Source organism: Rhizobium sp. 57MFTsu3.2 (assembly GCF_012932765.1).
In the GTDB taxonomy this organism is placed as follows: domain Bacteria; phylum Pseudomonadota; class Alphaproteobacteria; order Rhizobiales; family Rhizobiaceae; genus Rhizobium; species Rhizobium altiplani.
Genome location: NZ_JDWI01000003.1, coordinates 89966 through 105078, shown reverse-complemented (window position 1 = coordinate 105078; position 15113 = coordinate 89966). Strand labels below are relative to the sequence as shown.

At 62.1% G+C, this 15113-nt stretch carries 16 protein-coding genes and 1 pseudogene; 10 read left to right on the top strand and 7 right to left on the bottom strand.

All coding sequences use genetic code 11. The features are described 5' to 3' along the window. Positions 1–260: 260 nt before the first annotated feature. Positions 261–941 carry a hypothetical protein gene (locus AF71_RS31495; RefSeq protein WP_246733582.1) on the bottom strand — a complete coding sequence of 227 codons (681 nt, stop codon included), beginning with the start codon at positions 939–941 and terminating at the stop codon, positions 261–263. Between the two features lie 134 nt (positions 942–1075). Between AF71_RS31495 and AF71_RS31490 the strand changes: the two genes are divergently transcribed. Beyond that, positions 1076–1381: a hypothetical protein gene (locus AF71_RS31490; RefSeq protein WP_246733581.1), complete on the top strand. Its 306-nt coding sequence runs from the start codon at positions 1076–1078 to the stop codon at positions 1379–1381. Between the two features lie 62 nt (positions 1382–1443). Here AF71_RS31490 and gltS read toward each other — a convergent pair whose 3' ends face one another. The 3 genes from gltS to AF71_RS04615 form a co-directional block, all read right to left on the bottom strand. Then, positions 1444–2649, bottom strand: coding sequence for a sodium/glutamate symporter (gltS, locus tag AF71_RS04625; RefSeq protein ID WP_169680194.1), 1206 nt, complete (start codon positions 2647–2649; stop codon positions 1444–1446). Between the two features lie 276 nt (positions 2650–2925). After that, entirely contained in the window at positions 2926–3585 is a 660-nt protein-coding gene (locus tag AF71_RS04620) for a dihydrofolate reductase family protein (protein WP_169680192.1), read from the bottom strand. A 178-nt stretch (positions 3586–3763) separates the two neighbouring features. Further along, entirely contained in the window at positions 3764–4201 is a 438-nt protein-coding gene (locus AF71_RS04615; RefSeq protein ID WP_169680190.1) for a VOC family protein, read from the bottom strand. A 633-nt stretch (positions 4202–4834) separates the two neighbouring features. On the opposite strand from AF71_RS04615, the gene AF71_RS31485 reads away from it, so the two are divergent. From AF71_RS31485 to AF71_RS04575, 7 genes and pseudogenes are all read left to right on the top strand, one after another. Next, a complete protein-coding gene (locus tag AF71_RS31485) occupies positions 4835–5197 on the top strand; it encodes a hypothetical protein (protein ID WP_246733580.1) in 363 nt (120 codons plus the stop codon). A 278-nt stretch (positions 5198–5475) separates the two neighbouring features. Beyond that, positions 5476–5859, top strand: a complete 384-nt coding sequence (locus AF71_RS04600) for a VOC family protein (protein ID WP_018854757.1) — start codon at positions 5476–5478, stop codon at positions 5857–5859. A 158-nt stretch (positions 5860–6017) separates the two neighbouring features. Continuing rightward, entirely contained in the window at positions 6018–8930 is a 2913-nt protein-coding gene (uvrB, locus tag AF71_RS04595; RefSeq protein WP_169680188.1) for an excinuclease ABC subunit UvrB, read from the top strand. A 221-nt stretch (positions 8931–9151) separates the two neighbouring features. Beyond that, a pseudogene (locus tag AF71_RS04590) lies at positions 9152–9436 on the top strand (GIY-YIG nuclease family protein). A 1061-nt stretch (positions 9437–10497) separates the two neighbouring features. After that, positions 10498–10968, top strand: coding sequence for a hypothetical protein (locus AF71_RS04585; RefSeq protein ID WP_169680186.1), 471 nt, complete (start codon positions 10498–10500; stop codon positions 10966–10968). Positions 10969–11114: 146 nt separating this feature from the next. Next, complete coding sequence (locus AF71_RS04580; protein ID WP_018116365.1) at positions 11115–11318, top strand: hypothetical protein; 204 nt, start codon at positions 11115–11117, stop codon at positions 11316–11318. 432 nt (positions 11319–11750) lie between these two features. After that, positions 11751–11963: a cold-shock protein gene (locus AF71_RS04575; protein WP_007533154.1), complete on the top strand. Its 213-nt coding sequence runs from the start codon at positions 11751–11753 to the stop codon at positions 11961–11963. A gap of 80 nt (positions 11964–12043) precedes the next feature. On the opposite strand, the gene dusA is transcribed toward AF71_RS04575, so the two are convergent. After that, positions 12044–13042: a tRNA dihydrouridine(20/20a) synthase DusA gene (gene dusA, locus AF71_RS04570; protein ID WP_210258155.1), complete on the bottom strand. Its 999-nt coding sequence runs from the start codon at positions 13040–13042 to the stop codon at positions 12044–12046. Between the two features lie 193 nt (positions 13043–13235). Between dusA and AF71_RS04565 the strand changes: the two genes are divergently transcribed. After that, positions 13236–13931, top strand: a complete 696-nt coding sequence (locus tag AF71_RS04565; protein WP_018854752.1) for a fumarylacetoacetate hydrolase family protein — start codon at positions 13236–13238, stop codon at positions 13929–13931. A gap of 11 nt (positions 13932–13942) precedes the next feature. Continuing rightward, positions 13943–14470 carry a gamma carbonic anhydrase family protein gene (locus AF71_RS04560; protein WP_169680182.1) on the top strand — a complete coding sequence of 176 codons (528 nt, stop codon included), beginning with the start codon at positions 13943–13945 and terminating at the stop codon, positions 14468–14470. Between the two features lie 152 nt (positions 14471–14622). Here the strand turns inward: AF71_RS04560 and AF71_RS04555 are convergent, their stop codons facing one another. Then, positions 14623–14826 (bottom strand): hypothetical protein, encoded by a 204-nt coding sequence (locus AF71_RS04555; RefSeq protein WP_018854749.1) that lies wholly within the window; start codon positions 14824–14826, stop codon positions 14623–14625. A 47-nt stretch (positions 14827–14873) separates the two neighbouring features. Continuing rightward, a complete protein-coding gene (locus AF71_RS04550; RefSeq protein WP_018854748.1) occupies positions 14874–15071 on the bottom strand; it encodes a hypothetical protein in 198 nt (65 codons plus the stop codon). Between the last annotated feature and the right edge of the window lie 42 nt (positions 15072–15113).

The window sequence follows — 15113 nt, the reverse complement described above, 5'->3', positions numbered from 1 at the left end:
TGATTGGTGTCAATTCCTCCAAAGCTGTGCGCCTAATAGGGAAGGCATCCGCAGATTGACAGTCCGATACGCTGCAACGCAAGGCACTGCCGCGCATCGCCGGTCCGGATGGCCTCACCAGACGTCCGCCGGAGGGGACGCGCCATGGACACGATCACAGATATCAACAAATCCAGTTTGGCTGGCCTGCTTGCGGCGCTCGCGACGGCGAAAATGAAGGTCGGTTCGATCGCCAATGCCGATGGCAGCTATACCGTTACCTACGAGCCCTTGCCTTCCGCATCGGACGGAGCCCAGCTCAGCGAGACTATGCCGAGCACATTGCCAACATGGATAGCCCTGCCCCGGCGCCAGCAGGCGCGCATGGACCCTTCGTCCACGCCCGCGCGATCGCGCCGAAAACGATCCTTTATACCGACACGAACGGGCGTGACGAAATCCGCGAAGGCGGCTCGCGCTCCTGGCGTAATTGCAACGCCGGCAATATCCGCAAGGGCGACTTCTCGATCAATTGCGGCGCCATCGGCGATGACGGCAGCTTCGCGATCTTTCCCGACGAGGAGAGCGGGAAGGCGGCGATCATCGCCCTGCTGAGAACGACCGCCTACATCAAGCTCACCCTCAGGCAGGCAATCTTCCGCTATGCGCCGCCGAACGAGAACCAATCCGAAGACTACGCCAAGTTCATCCGTGACAAGACCGGCATTGCGCTGACGGCGGTTCTCGCCGACCTCAAGATGGACGACTTCCGCAAGATCGCGAAATTCATCCAGGTCGTCGAGGGCTGGAAACCTGGCACAATCAGGCCGAACGGACCGCCTGCGCCGCTGATCGGCGCAGGCGCGGCCATCGGCGTGGCGTCGTCGGCGGCGTCGGCCACGCAGGACTGGATGGCCATTGCTCGCCGGGAAGCTGCCCTTCCCGCACATGAACGCAGCCAATGGCCTGATCCCGGAGAGAATCCGCGCATCCTGAACTATTTCAAGGTCTGCGCCCATGGTTCGAGGTTGATGGTTGCGACGAAGTCGATTGGTGCGCCGCCTTCGTCAACTACTGCCTTGTCACGAGTGGGCACATGGGCGCCGACCATCCAAGCGCCCGCTCCTTCTTCTGGAACAAGAAGAAGCAGTTTCATGTCCTTCAAGCCCCGCAACCAGGCGCGATCGCGGTTCGCCGCTACGCCCCCTTCTCCGACGCGAGCTGGGCAACGGGAAACGGCCATGTCGGCTTCGTGGTCTCCTGGACCAGCACGACGGTAACGCTCCTCGGCGGCAACCAGGGCAACACGATCTGCGAGAGGACATTCCCCCGTCTGGAGAAGAACGCAGCAGGCGCAAAGCAATCCGAATTCGTCGCCTTCTTGATGTCGGTCATCGTGTAGCAGCAGGCCCCGATCCGCGGAATGCCTGACGACGCCGAGGACCAGCGCTGCGTCGTCAGTCCCTATTGGACAAGATAGCCAAGGACTGCCGCGTTTATCAGGTCGATGAAGAAGGCGGAAACGAGCGGCAGAATGATGAACGCCATGCTGGAGGCACCGTGAATCTTGGTGACCGCTGTCATATTGGCGATAGCCGTCGGTGTGGCGCCTAGCGCGATACCGCCAAAGCCGGCGGAAATCACTGCAGCGTCGTAGTTCCGCCCCATCGCCGGGAACACGACGAAAAGGATGTAGATGACGGTCACGCACGTCTGCGCCCCGAGCACCAGGATGAGCGAGAGCCCTAGGCCGCTCAAGGCCCAGAGCTGCATGCTCATCAGCGACATCGAGAGAAACACGTTCAACGAAAGATCGGATATCAGCGACAGCGCACGGCTCCGCGTCGGCCATGGCAGGCGTGGAGCCGCCAACGGGACGACATTGGTCATCACGATGGCCACCAGAAGGCAAACGACGAAAAGCGGGAGCTTGAAGCCGGTCTCCTCGATCACCTCCTCCAAGGCATATCCTGTCAGGATCGCGATGTTGGTGACGAACAATGTCCTCAACAGGCTGACCGCGCTGACCTCATCGTCATGTTCACGCGCCGACTTATGCGACACCCCGATCGTCAACTCTTCGTTCGCCGCTCCGCTCAGGTGGTATCGGGCGATCAGTCGCTGTGCGATCGGCCCGCCGATAAGGCTGGCGATGACAAGGCCAAGCGTTGCGCTGGCAATGCCGACTTCCATGGCGTTGGTGACCCCGAAGCGGCTCGAAACGATTGGAGCCCAAGCGATCGTTGTGCCGTGTCCGCCAATGAGCGAAATCGAGCCGAGCAGAATGTCGATGCCCCTGGGCAGGCCGAGCGCCGCGCTTGTTCCAATGGACGTCAGATTCTGGATGATCAGGAAGGCGACCGTTATGACCAGAAGGATCAGAAAAGGCCTGCCGCCGGCGGCAAGATCGGTGAGCCGGGCGTTGAGACCGATACCTGTGAAGAAATAGAGAAGCAGCAGATCGCGTGCCTGAAGCGCGAAGCTGATCTCGATGTCGAACAGCGTGTATGCGAGGAGCGTCACCGCCGCCGCAAGCATCCCGCCTGTCACCGCCTCCGGAATGCTCCACCGTGTCAGAATGGGGAAAAGATGGTTCAGAGTTGCCCCAACAAAGAACACCAGAATTGCAATCGTGAAAGACAGTAGCCCCGGAACCTGAATTGCCGCCACGCGCCACCCTTCCCCAAGATTCGCCACGTCTGCCGCGGCGACGGTTTGCTGCCGGAAATCTGGCACACGACGCGGGATTGAGCCAGAAAAATACGCGCGATACTGGCAGGGAAAACGGCCGCGGCATCCCAACCTCAGGGACTTCTGCCGCGACGCCGCATTTTGGAATCCTTGAACCTTCATGCTCACCTTTGAAAAGGGCGTGCATGGAAGACGAAGAGCGATGCATTGCCGCCGCTCCTCGCCCAGCCTATGCCGCACCACCCGGCTATTGCCTCAGGTCAGGTTCTTGCGTCGCTCGAGCTCGGCCGTAGTCGGCTGCTCGAATTCGAACGAGCCGGTGACGATGTCGCCGTCACGAACATACTTGTTCGCAGTAACGCCGGAGCCCGAAACCCGCGAGCTGACGAGCTTCAGTTTGCCCGGAAAGGCGCCGTCACCGAACAGCTTCTTGCCCTTGCCGAGCACGACGGGAAAGAATGAAATATTCAGCTCGTCGACCAGGTCGTTCTTGAAAAGCGTCTGCAGGAAGTCGGTTGACCCTTGTGTCAACAGGTGCGGTCCATCGCCGCCTTTCAACGCCTTGAGCGCGCCGACCACATCGGCACCGAGCACCTGGCTGTTCTGCCAGCTGGGCACAAAGTCCGGGTTGCGGGTCGCGACATATTTGGTGACCCGATCGAAAAGTGGACCGATCGGGTCGTCGGCCGCGACATAGGGCCAGTGCGCGGCGAAGATGTCGTAGGTCTTGCGGCCGAGCAAAAGATCGAAAGGATTGGCGAACATCTCACCCACGGTCTCGCCCATCGCCTCGTCGAAATAGGGAGCGGCCCAGCCGCCATACCTGAAGTCGCCGATCGGGTCCTCGTCCGGACCGCCCGGCGCCTGCATGATGCCGTCGAGACTGACGAATGCACCAGTGATGATCTTCCTCATGCCTGTTCTCCTTTGTGGCCGTTTAGGCTGCTGACGGCGGCTTTCTCGAGCGAGCCGGCCGGTATTGACGACTTAATTGCTCTTGGCGAGAACGCGGCCGGCCATGGCGGGATGGATCTCGAACACTGGGCCTGCCTCGGACTCGCTCGCTGACATTAGTCTTGTCTTCGTATTGCGCTCAGCTGAGTTCTTGGGCGAGCCCGATGAGAACCCCTTCAGGCCCCCTGATATAGCAGAGCTGATATATATCTTTGTACCGGACGACTTCGCCCACGAGTTGCGCGCCGCGCCTGCGGAGCCTTTCAAGCGTCTCGTCGATGTCGTCCACGGCGAACATGACGCGGAGGTAGCCTAGGGCGTTGACCGGGGCGTTCCGGTGATCTGCGACGACATCAGGCGCAAGGAAGCGGGAGAGCTCAAGCCGGCTGTGTCCATCGGGTGTGCGCATCATGGCAATCTCGACACGCTGATGGGCCAGTCCAGTGACACGTCCGGCCCATTCTCCCTCGATCGTGGCCCGCCCTTCGAGCTCGAGGCCGAGCTCGCGAAAGAATTCAATCGTCTCTCCGAGGTCTTCGACGACGATTCCCACATTATCCATCCGCTTGAGCGCCATGCTTCCAATCTCCAAGGTGTCGTTCCAATCTACAAGGTGTCGCCTAGTACTGTCCGCGTCAGACGCTTGAATCCGGACGGCCTCAAAACGCCACCCGGCTTTCAAACGTCTCTTACACTCCAAGGACGATCGCCCATGCGACGTGCCGACAACCGTCTGAGATAAAATCGAACCTGTAAGGCGCTATCCTGTCGGGCGTCGTCGACTGGGCGAAGTGACCTGAAGCCGATGACGAGGCGTCCTGCAATCACTCTCGTTCCATCCGCACCTCAACAGCAAACGCCGCCAGTTGATGCACGCGGATACAACCGGAGCGTTTACCACAAAGCGAACGCCCCAATTTCGGTACGGAAATTTCCGCCAAGCCTCTAGTTATAAATAGTTATCGCGACAAAAGGTAATTCGTGAAATACATATACAGGTTGCAATAGCGCAACCAAGATAAGTAAGCATAAATAGATCGATACCGGCAAAACGCCCGTCAGCTGTCTGGCGGCGATGATACCGCTTGCGAAAGAACGATAGCCTGGGACCTCAGACATATTGAAGACAACAGTAGATCAATCGTCGGTCTGAACAGTTACCGCCATGCGCATTGACATCCTAGGCCGACAAGCCCTGTGGAGAGAAGCCATGCCTTTTGATCTTACCCAGCCGCTCTCGTGGGAGAACGCGGCAGGAGACGCAGCGGTGATGCTCGACGAGCTCCAACCGAACATCGTCAAGGCGCACACCCGCGAATTCCTGACCGTCCTGTTCCTGAAATTCACCGACCCGGCCGGCGGCCGGGCCCTGTTGGTGCCCGCAGGCGCCGGCAGCCCCGGTCTCAACCTGGTGATCGGCCAGAGCCCCAACCCGCGCCCCGATATCGATTGTCCGGCGCAATGGGGCGACTCGACGATGACCACCACGACCGCACCGCCGCAGGCAGTGACCATGAAGGGCGGCGAATACTTCTTCATGCCGTCGCTGGCCTTCATTCGCAGCCTCCCCTAGCCGGTCGGTTCCCGTTTACGCATCGAACACTCCTCACCCCTGTGCCCGTGGCAGGGGTGAGCCGCAAGAGCGAGACCGAGTGCGTGTTCGCACCCGACGTCCCAGGCGCCCAAGCTTTTCAGCCACTATACAGCCCGCACGCAAATGAGGCGCACATCATCTGCCGCGACGGGCTTCCCTTTTCTCCGGGCCGCGACACTTTTCCTGGTGAGACAATTGGCGGTTACGCGTGACGGCGACCGGCGCCACCGTTGGCCGCCCAACATCGGGAGGAGGACATGGCGGAAACCACAGTCAATGTCCGCTACATGGTCGATGATGTCGAGGCAGCCATCGCCTGGTACACGACGCATCTCGGCTTTTCCGTTCTGACGAATTACGCTCCCGCCTTCGCGGATGTGCGGCGTGGAGCGCTGCGGCTGCTGCTCAGCGGACCGACCAGTTCCGCGGGACGGCCGATGCCGGACGGCGAACTGCCCCGCCCCGGCGGTTGGAACCGCATCCATCTGATCGTCGACGATCTGTCGGCGGAAGTGGCGCGCCTGCGCGGCGCCGGCGTCCAGTTCCGCAACGAGATCGTCACCGGACCGGGCGGGTCGCAGATCCTGCTGATTGATCCCTCCGGAAATTCCGTTGAGCTCTTTCAGCCGGCACGCGGATGACGCCGACCTGATATCCGCAAGCAGCCGTAACGACGATGATCAGGACCGGGTGGCTTCAACGCCGCCTGGACGCGGCACCCCCGCCACGTCACGCGTCGCTCCCCCATCAGTACTCTTTGCCCCTTCACTTTCGCGGTGACTCTCGCCATATTCCGCCCATGGCCAAAACTCCGAAGAAATCCGCCGCCCCTGTTGGCTTCGAGGAAGCTCCGCAGTCGTCCTTCGAGGGCGCTCCCCTGTCCGGTTCCGTTGCCGACTGGGTGAAGCAGCTGGAGGCCGATGCCGAGGCGTCAAGTGTCGAGACGCAACGCCAGATCGCCTCGAAGGCCGGAAAGCACCGCAAGAAGGTCGAAATCGCCGCCTCGAAGTCGGCGCGCGGCACGTCGATGGGCGGCTCGACCGATCCGAAGACCCGTGCGGCCGCCGGCCTCAATCCGGTGGCGGGCATGGACACGACGCTGGAGGAAGCCGCCTCATTGCAGGCCGGCACCGCCGTCACCGCCACTGTCGAGGCTTTGTCGGCGCTGATCGAGAGCGGCAACCCGCTGCACAAGAACGGCAAGATCTGGACGCCGCACCGCCCCGCCCGGCCGGACAAGTCCGAAGGCGGCATCTCGATCCGCATGAACAGCGAATATCAGCCCGCCGGCGACCAGCCGACTGCCATCAAGGACCTCGTCGAGGGCCTCGGCAATGGCGACCGCAGCCAGGTCCTGCTCGGCGTCACCGGCTCCGGCAAGACCTTCACCATGGCCAAGGTGATCGAGGAAACCCAGCGCCCGGCCCTGATCCTGGCGCCGAACAAGACGCTCGCCGCGCAGCTCTATTCCGAGTTCAAGAACTTCTTCCCCGACAACGCGGTCGAGTACTTTGTCTCCTACTACGACTACTACCAGCCGGAAGCCTACGTCCCGCGCTCCGACACCTATATCGAGAAGGAATCCTCGATCAACGAGCAGATCGACCGCATGCGCCACTCGGCGACGCGCTCGCTGCTCGAGCGCGACGACTGCATCATCGTCGCCTCGGTCTCCTGCATCTACGGTATCGGCTCGGTCGAAACCTATACCGCCATGACCTTCCAGATGAACGTCGGCGACCGCCTCGACCAGCGCCAGCTGCTCGCCGACCTCGTCGCCCAGCAATACAAGCGCCGCGACATGGATTTCCAGCGCGGCTCCTTCCGCGTCCGCGGCGACACCATCGAAATCTTCCCGGCCCACCTGGAAGATGCGGCCTGGCGCATCTCCATGTTCGGCGACGAGATCGACGCCATCACCGAGTTCGACCCGCTGACCGGCGCCAAGACCGGCGACCTGAAATCGGTGAAGATCTACGCCAACTCGCACTACGTCACCCCGCGCCCTACGCTGAACGCCGCCATCAAGTCGATCAAGGAGGAGCTGAAGCTCCGTCTCGTCGAACTCGAGAAGGCCGGCCGTCTCTTGGAAGCCCAGCGCCTGGAACAGCGCACCCGCTACGATATCGAAATGCTGGAAGCGACAGGCTCCTGCCAGGGTATCGAGAATTATTCGCGCTACCTCACTGGCCGTGACCCCGGCGACCCGCCGCCGACGCTGTTCGAATACGTCCCCGACAACGCCATCGTCTTCATCGACGAAAGCCACGTCACCATCCCGCAGATCGGCGGAATGTACCGGGGCGACTTCCGCCGCAAGGCGACGCTCGCCGAATACGGCTTCCGCCTGCCCTCCTGCATGGACAACCGTCCCTTGCGCTTCGAGGAATGGGACGCCATGCGCCCCGACACGATCGCCGTCTCGGCCACCCCCGGCGGCTGGGAGATGGACCAGTCAGGCGGCGTCTTCGCCGAGCAGGTCATCCGCCCGACCGGCCTGATCGACCCTCCCGTCGAGGTCCGCTCCGCCCGCAGCCAGGTCGACGACGTGCTCGGCGAAATCCGCGAGACCGCGGCCAAGGGCTACCGCACCCTCTGCACCGTGCTGACCAAGCGCATGGCCGAGGACCTAACCGAATACCTGCACGAACAGGGCGTCCGCGTCCGCTACATGCACAGTGACATCGACACGCTGGAGCGCATCGAGATCATCCGCGACCTCCGCCTCGGCGCCTTCGACGTGCTCGTCGGCATCAACCTCCTGCGCGAAGGCCTCGACATTCCCGAATGCGGCTTCGTCGCCATCCTCGATGCCGACAAGGAAGGCTTCCTGCGCTCCGAGACCTCGCTGATCCAGACGATCGGCCGCGCCGCGCGTAACGTCGACGGCAAGGTCATCCTCTATGCCGACAACATCACCGGCTCGATGCAGCGCGCCATGGACGAGACCGCGCGGCGCCGCGAAAAGCAGGTGGCCTACAACGAGGAACACGGCATCACGCCGGAGAGCGTCAAGGCGAAGATCTCGGACATCCTCGACTCGGTTTACGAACGCGACCACGTCCGCGCCGACATATCGGGCGCCTCGGGCAAGGGCTTTGCCGATGGCGGCAACCTCGTCGGCGGCAACCTGCAGACCCATCTCAACGCGCTGGAAAAGCAGATGCGCGACGCCGCCGCGGACCTCGACTTCGAGAAGGCCGCCCGCCTGCGCGACGAGATCAAGCGCCTCAAGGCCGCCGAACTCGCGGTCATGGACGACCCGATGGCACGCGAGGAAGCCCGCTCGCAGGAAGGCAGCGGCAAGAAGAGCGGCAAGCCGGCCGCAGGCGGCGGCTCGCTCTTCGCCAAGCCCGGCCTCGACGACATGGGCCCCGGCACCGACACCGAAACCCCGCTCTTCCGCAAACCCGATCTCGACGATATGGGCCGCGACGTCGCCGACCCCGCTGGCAAGAGCCTCTTCCGCCGCAACAGCCTCGACGAAATGACCGTCGGCCGCACCGAAAAGCCGGTCGCCGGCCACCTGCCGGACAAGCCCGACGCCGCCAAGGGCACGAAGCGCTTCTCACCGCTGCTGGAAGGCCAGCCGGAGCGCGACGACGTCAGGCCGCTTGTGCGCGGCAAGGCGGGCGTGGGGAGTTATGAGGATCCGGTGGACCAGAAGCGCAAGGGGCGCACGAAGGGCAAGACGGGGCGGCCTGGGCAGTGATCGCCTCGGCCAGACCATTCCCTCTGTCGCGCCACCACCCACACTCCCCGTCATCCCGGACTTGATCGGAGATCCAGCAACCGCGCGTCCGCGCGGTGAATGAATCAGCAAACAACAGCAATCTCCGCGCGATGGACATCGCGCCGCTGGGTGCCGGATCAAGTCCGGCATGACGGCCATCGCTGATTGCATTCTATCTCAGGAACACGCATCATCCGCTCATGAAGGGCTACGTCTACATCCTGACTTCGCAGCGCAACGGCACGCTCTACACGGGCGTGACATCCAACCTGCCGCGCCGCCTCTTCGAGCATCAGACCAACCTCACCCCGGGCTTCACCAGCCGCTACGGCGTCAAGACGCTCGTCTAGGAATACGACCTCGTCACCGATGCGATCGCTCGCGAAAAGACCATCAAGAACTGGCCGCGCAAATGGAAACTCGACCTCATCGAGACAATGAACCCCGACTGGGAGGACATCGCCCATTTCCTGCACGGCCCCTGAACTCGTGCCCACAACACCACCTCATCCGCGCGGCACTCGTCGCCAACTTACCCGTCACCCCGGACCTGATCCGGGGTCCTCACGTGGTAATATTTCTCCAAAGCAGTTCTAATGCAGGCTGTGCAAAACCTGGTTTTATCTCTGGTGGTGTGTTTGACTTTTTCAACCACAAGGATCATGCATGACGGGAACACGGCGACCTGGAAGTGATGGTTCGGCCACATGGTGCGATCGGCAACAAGGTCCCGATCGCACTGATGAATCCGGGAGGCGCAACCAGCCCGCCCCCCTGACACAAGCCGGAAAACTCCAGCCTCCGCTGGTCCAACGTTTGGGAGCGGATCATATTGATGTAATATCTCCAGAATTACTATTTAGTAAGCTGAGCGAGATCAACGTGGATGATATTATAGCCGAGTTCAGCAAGGTCCGTTAGCCGGTCCTATCGGCACACGAGCGGGCCTCCGCAATAGAGGCCCGCATTGAGAAGTGCGGAGATCAGCGCATGTGAGCAAATTTATGCGCATGATTTGATGGGCCTACTTTCTTTCCTTTTACACGTTAGGTGAAATTCTACTCGAAATTCATCCCCACCCCTCCCAACACATGCCATCATCCCTCTCGTCCCGTCACGGATACACCGCAAGGCGTTGCGGCGAGGCGGGACCGGCGCGGGTGTGAGGGTCGGACGCAAAACCTCATGCACCGGGTCCGCAGAAAATGGTCTCCCTCCGGGGACGGCGGCGATCGCGCGAATGCGGCGTCGAGTTGAGCCCCGGACGTGCCTGTGTGGCACACATGGCCCCCAGGAGCAGTGAAGCTTCCTCGGGCAAGGCGGCAGAGGGACCGGAGTTGACGGCATAAACCGCCGAACGGGGCGCTCGACAGCGCCATTTTACACTTTTCAGATGAGGCTCTTTCGAGCACCCCGTCCGAACCCTGTCGCCCGCACGGGCCGGCAAACCGATGCCAGGATCAAACCACGGGCGAAACCAGCCGCGTGAAGGCAATGCCGCGCGCCGCCGCCGGCGCACCGGCGAAGGAGAGACGGAGGCGCAGACATGATGGGATCCGCAGGGAAAACGGACGAAGCGACGATGAGCGAATGGGAACGCCGGATCGGCGACTACGGCACGCTGAGGCTGCGCCTGCGCACCGCCGAGATGCTCGGCCTGCCAGCGAGGGTCTGCGGCGTGCGCAACTGCCGCCGCACGCGATCCTGCGTGCTCGTCTTCACCCACAACAGGCTGCCGCTCTGCTACACCATGCTGACCGAGGACGAGCGGAAGGCGCATGACGAGTTCTTCGATTTCGCCGCCAGCGTCTACGAGGCGGCGCAGTCCGGCCATTTCGGCAATCTCTACCGGCTGCTGATCGACAAGCCGCCCGAGTATCACTATGCGGTGACCAAGATCGTCCGCCACGCCCTGCCGCCCGGCCATCGCGCCCATGGCGGCCTCGACGCGATCGACAGGATCAGGGCCGGCCAAGCGCCCGCCGCGTGGAGCTGGAAAACACGTTTCCGGCGATGACCGCCGGAGCGGTACGGCGGCGCGTGCTCGTGTCGGACGATCTCGCACCGGACTGCAAGGCATCCTCTTCGGCAGCGCCGCCCGTTAAACTTGCTTCAACCCCTGGGTGGCATACCTTGCCCCGGCAGCGCATAAGGAGACATTGCATGGCCTTCGTCGGCTTCAGGAACACCCACAACAACACGATCTATATCAACCCCGAGCAGGTCATCTACGTTTCCTCCTTCGAGGAAGACGTCACCATTGTCGCCTATGCCGTCACCGATGCCAGCGGCAAGCCCGTCGTGTCGCATGTGCGCGGCAGCGCCGACATCGTGCAGCACAAGCTCGCCAGCGCGGCTGCCCGCTAGGATTGCGCGCTCGAGGCGGTCACGGCCGAGGGGGCAAAGGCGCGCGGGGGTGCCGTTCCGGCACAGTTTCCGGAAACGGCACAGCAGTGGCTGTGAATGCTTACAATTCGTCAAGCGTCTGAATCTTTGGCGATTCCCGCTCCGGCGATTCTGGTGCCACAATATTGCCGCTTGCCTTTTGCTTCGAATGCTGTCACCAAATGCGGCTCTCGGGCATTTGCATGCCGGTGACTGGACTGATGTGGTAAAGCTTTCCGGCAGGAAGGCAGCGTGGGGGACACCCGCGTACGTAGACGTTCTTTCCCCGTTCGTGAACTACTCGACTGACCCTTCGCGCGCTGAATTTTGATGAGGGAGCGCGAAAGCTAAAGCCGTCCGTTTCCTCTCGCGGGGGATGGATACCAAACAGACTAAGGGAAAAGGACTATCCCAATGGCCACCAAGGGCACCGTAAAATTCTTCAACCAGGACAAGGGTTTTGGTTTCATCACGCCGGAAGGCGGCGCGAAGGACGTTTTCGTCCACATCTCCGCGCTCCAGGCTTCTGGCATCCAGTCGCTGCGCGAAGGCCAGCAGGTCACCTTCGACACCGAGCCGGACCGCATGGGCAAGGGCCCGAAGGCCGTGAACATCTCGGCTAACTAATTCATTCTCTGCTTCGGCAGGAAAGAGAACGGCGCTCCGCAAGGGGCGCCGTTTTTCGTTTGGCCGGTCGTAGCGTCGCCCTAGGCGCTGACCGTTTCCCGCGCGCCCTCGAAATCCACCGCCGCAAAGGCGGCTGCGATCACCTCGGGGCCTGCTCCCACCTTGACCGCGTCGGTCGAGAGAATCTGTCGGTAGCGCCGCGCGCCAGGCAGCCCCGTAAACAGCCCGACCATGTGCCGCGCCACCTGCTGCAGCCGCCCGCCGTTGGCGATATGGCGCTCGGCATAAGCCATCATCCGGCCGCGGATATCGCCCCAGTCAGCTTCGTCGGCAACCGCGCCATAGAAGCGATGGTCGACATCGGCAAGAATCGCGGCGTTCTGGTAGGCCGCACGCCCGAGCATGATGCCGTCGACGTGGTTCAAATGATCAGCCGCCTCGTCCAGCGTCTGGATGCCGCCGTTGATGCCGATAAAGACATCGGGCCGCGCCTCTTTCGTGCGGTAGACGATCTCGTAGTCGAGCGGCGGGATTTCCCGATTCTCCTTCGGCGACAGGCCCTTCAGCCAGGCCTTTCGGGCGTGGATCCAGACGGCGTCGGCACCGGCATCGAGCACACGATCGAGAAGATCGGGCAGAGCCGCTTCCGGATCCTGCTCGTCGACACCAATCCGGCACTTCACCGTGACAGGCACGTCGGCCACCGCCTTCATCGCCGCCACGCAGGCAGCCACCGTCTCCGGTGTCAGCATCAGGCAAGCGCCGAAGGTGCCTGACTGCACCCGGTCCGAGGGGCAGCCGACATTGAGATTGATCTCGTCGTAGCCGTAAGGGCCAGCGATCCGAACCGCCTCGGCAAGTTTCGCCGGATCCGACCCACCGAGCTGCAGCGCCACCGGATGCTCCGCTTCGTCGAAGGACAGCAGCCGTTCGCGCGGCCCATGGATGATCGCATCGGCCACCACCATTTCCGTGTAGAGCAGCGCATTGCGGCTGATCTGCCGGTGAAAATAGCGGCAATGGCGATCGGTCCAGTCGATCATCGGCGCAATCGCGAAGATCGGCTGGCCCGACGTCAGGGCCTCGGCGTAGAAATTGGATGTCGTCATGCCGCGCTCATAGCGTAAAGGCAGGCAAAACGCCAGTTTTCCTCACGCAAGGCAGCCATGTCAGGATGCAAGGCGATGATGATGCTGCGTTGTCGAACCACGCGTTCCCCCGCCGTTGCTTTCCGTCTAAGATGTCAGGACTCACGAACAGCAAGAGCGTGCAATGTCCCTTCCCGCCACCGTCATCCCGCTTCCGCATCCCGTCCTGCTTCCCGTCGAAGGCACAGCCGAGGCGTTCCCGGTACGCCGCGTTTACTGCGTCGGGCGTAACTACGCCGACCATGCGATCGAGATGGGCCATGACCCGAGCCGCGAGCCGCCGTTCTTTTTCCAGAAGAACGCCGACAATCTGCTGCCCGCAGGCAAGGACTTCCCCTACCCGCCGCTGTCCAGCGATGTGCATTTCGAGGTCGAGTGTGTGCTGGCGCTAAAAGCCGGCGGCCAGGATATCGCCGCCGACAAGGCGCTCGACTGCATTTATGGCTACGCCGTCGGCATCGATTTCACACGTCGCGATCTACAGGCCGAGGCGAAGAAGCTCGGCCGCCCCTGGGAAGTCGCCAAGGCCTTCGAATATTCAGCACCGGTGTCGCCTATCGTCCCGGCAAGCCAATTTGGGCATCCCTCGGCGGGCCGTATCTGGTTGGAATTGAACGGCAAGCGCGTCCAGGATGGCGACCTCAACCAGATGATCTGGAAGGTGCCTGAGATCATTGCCGAACTCTCGAGACTCTTCATCCTGGCGCCGGGCGATGTCATCATGACCGGTACGCCGGCAGGCGTCGGCGCCGTAAAGAAGGGCGACCGTGTCGATTGCGGCATCGACGGCATTTCCACGCTGTCGATCAACGTGGCCTGAGGGGAGACGTCATGCCTGTCTACGCGCTTGGCGAATTGATGCCGGACCTGCCGCCATCAGGCAACTATTGGATCGCCCCGGATGCCCATGTCATTGGTCAGGTGTTACTTGGCGTCGACGTCGGCGTCTGGTTCGGTGCAGTGCTGCGCGGCGATAACGAGCCGATCACCGTCGGCGCGGCGACGAACATCCAGGAAGGCGCGATGCTGCACACCGATCCGGGATTTCCCGTAACGATCGGCGAAGGCTGCACCATCGGTCATCACGCCATCGTCCACGGCTGCACGATCGGCGACAATTCCCTAATCGGCATGGGTGCCACGGTGCTGAATGGCGCCAAGATCGGCAACAACTGCCTCGTCGCCGCAAATGCGCTGATCACCGAGGGCAAGGAGTTTCCGGATAACTCCTTGATCGTCGGCTCGCCGGCGCGCGTGGTCCGCACCCTGGACGAGGCGGCGATCGCCGGGTTACGCCGCTCAGCCGAAAAATATGTCGGCAACTGGCAACGTTTCGCGCGGGACTTGCGCCCACTCTGAACTGTTAGAACAGCAGACCGACGCCGGTCACGTTCTTGACGGCCATCTTCACGAGATCGAAAACGGCGTTCAGGATCTTCTGCGCGGCGACATAAAGGAGGAATTCGAACTCGGCCACGCGCTGTTGAGATTGAGTTCGAGAAGATGCAGCGTCAGGTCAGCAGACTTGGCGGTGATCGTCTCGCCGCAAGCTGCGCCATGACCTTGGCGGTCTTCTGCGCGATGAAACCCAGCTGGTAGGTCATCTCGTCGCGAATGGCGGTCCATTGGCCCTTTGCCGTCGCGGCAGCGACGGACAGCAGGCCTTCAAGCAGTTCTTCGGCAGATTCCGGTGCGAAATTCGCGTCAACAGACATGGCTGTCCCCCCTATTTCAATGACCCCTCCATCGTTCTGGCTATGCCTCAGGTGTTCTGAACGATCGTAATATTGTCCGTTTCGTTGGCCCGCTGACCCTTGGCCTCGAACTTCGCTCGGGATGCTTCGATCGCCTGCCGGCAGCGTTCGATGTTGTCGGCCACGAGCTGTGCGGCGCGCGCAGATGGTTTGCCCTGGAGATAAGCCGTGCGCCGCCCTGCGATATCGCCCGCGTCCTTCACCATGGCGAGAGCTTCGATGTAATATCGATTTTCGTCAGGCTCGAA

What these genes read in the sequence shown, in the direction of transcription:
- AF71_RS31490 (WP_246733581.1), top strand. Translation starts at nt 1,076, where the DNA reads ATGGGCGCCGACCATCCAAGCGCCCGCTCCTTCTTCTGGAACAAGAAG.
- AF71_RS04620 (WP_169680192.1), bottom strand. Translation starts at nt 3,585, where the DNA reads ATGAGGAAGATCATCACTGGTGCATTCGTCAGTCTCGACGGCATCATG.
- AF71_RS04615 (WP_169680190.1), bottom strand. Translation starts at nt 4,201, where the DNA reads ATGGCGCTCAAGCGGATGGATAATGTGGGAATCGTCGTCGAAGACCTC.
- AF71_RS31485 (WP_246733580.1), top strand. Translation starts at nt 4,835, where the DNA reads ATGCCTTTTGATCTTACCCAGCCGCTCTCGTGGGAGAACGCGGCAGGA.
- AF71_RS04600 (WP_018854757.1), top strand. Translation starts at nt 5,476, where the DNA reads ATGGCGGAAACCACAGTCAATGTCCGCTACATGGTCGATGATGTCGAG.
- uvrB (WP_169680188.1), top strand. Translation starts at nt 6,018, where the DNA reads ATGGCCAAAACTCCGAAGAAATCCGCCGCCCCTGTTGGCTTCGAGGAA.
- AF71_RS04585 (WP_169680186.1), top strand. Translation starts at nt 10,498, where the DNA reads ATGATGGGATCCGCAGGGAAAACGGACGAAGCGACGATGAGCGAATGG.
- AF71_RS04580 (WP_018116365.1), top strand. Translation starts at nt 11,115, where the DNA reads ATGGCCTTCGTCGGCTTCAGGAACACCCACAACAACACGATCTATATC.
- AF71_RS04575 (WP_007533154.1), top strand. Translation starts at nt 11,751, where the DNA reads ATGGCCACCAAGGGCACCGTAAAATTCTTCAACCAGGACAAGGGTTTT.
- AF71_RS04565 (WP_018854752.1), top strand. Translation starts at nt 13,236, where the DNA reads ATGTCCCTTCCCGCCACCGTCATCCCGCTTCCGCATCCCGTCCTGCTT.
- AF71_RS04560 (WP_169680182.1), top strand. Translation starts at nt 13,943, where the DNA reads ATGCCTGTCTACGCGCTTGGCGAATTGATGCCGGACCTGCCGCCATCA.
- AF71_RS04555 (WP_018854749.1), bottom strand. Translation starts at nt 14,826, where the DNA reads ATGTCTGTTGACGCGAATTTCGCACCGGAATCTGCCGAAGAACTGCTT.
- AF71_RS04550 (WP_018854748.1), bottom strand. Translation starts at nt 15,071, where the DNA reads ATGGTGAAGGACGCGGGCGATATCGCAGGGCGGCGCACGGCTTATCTC.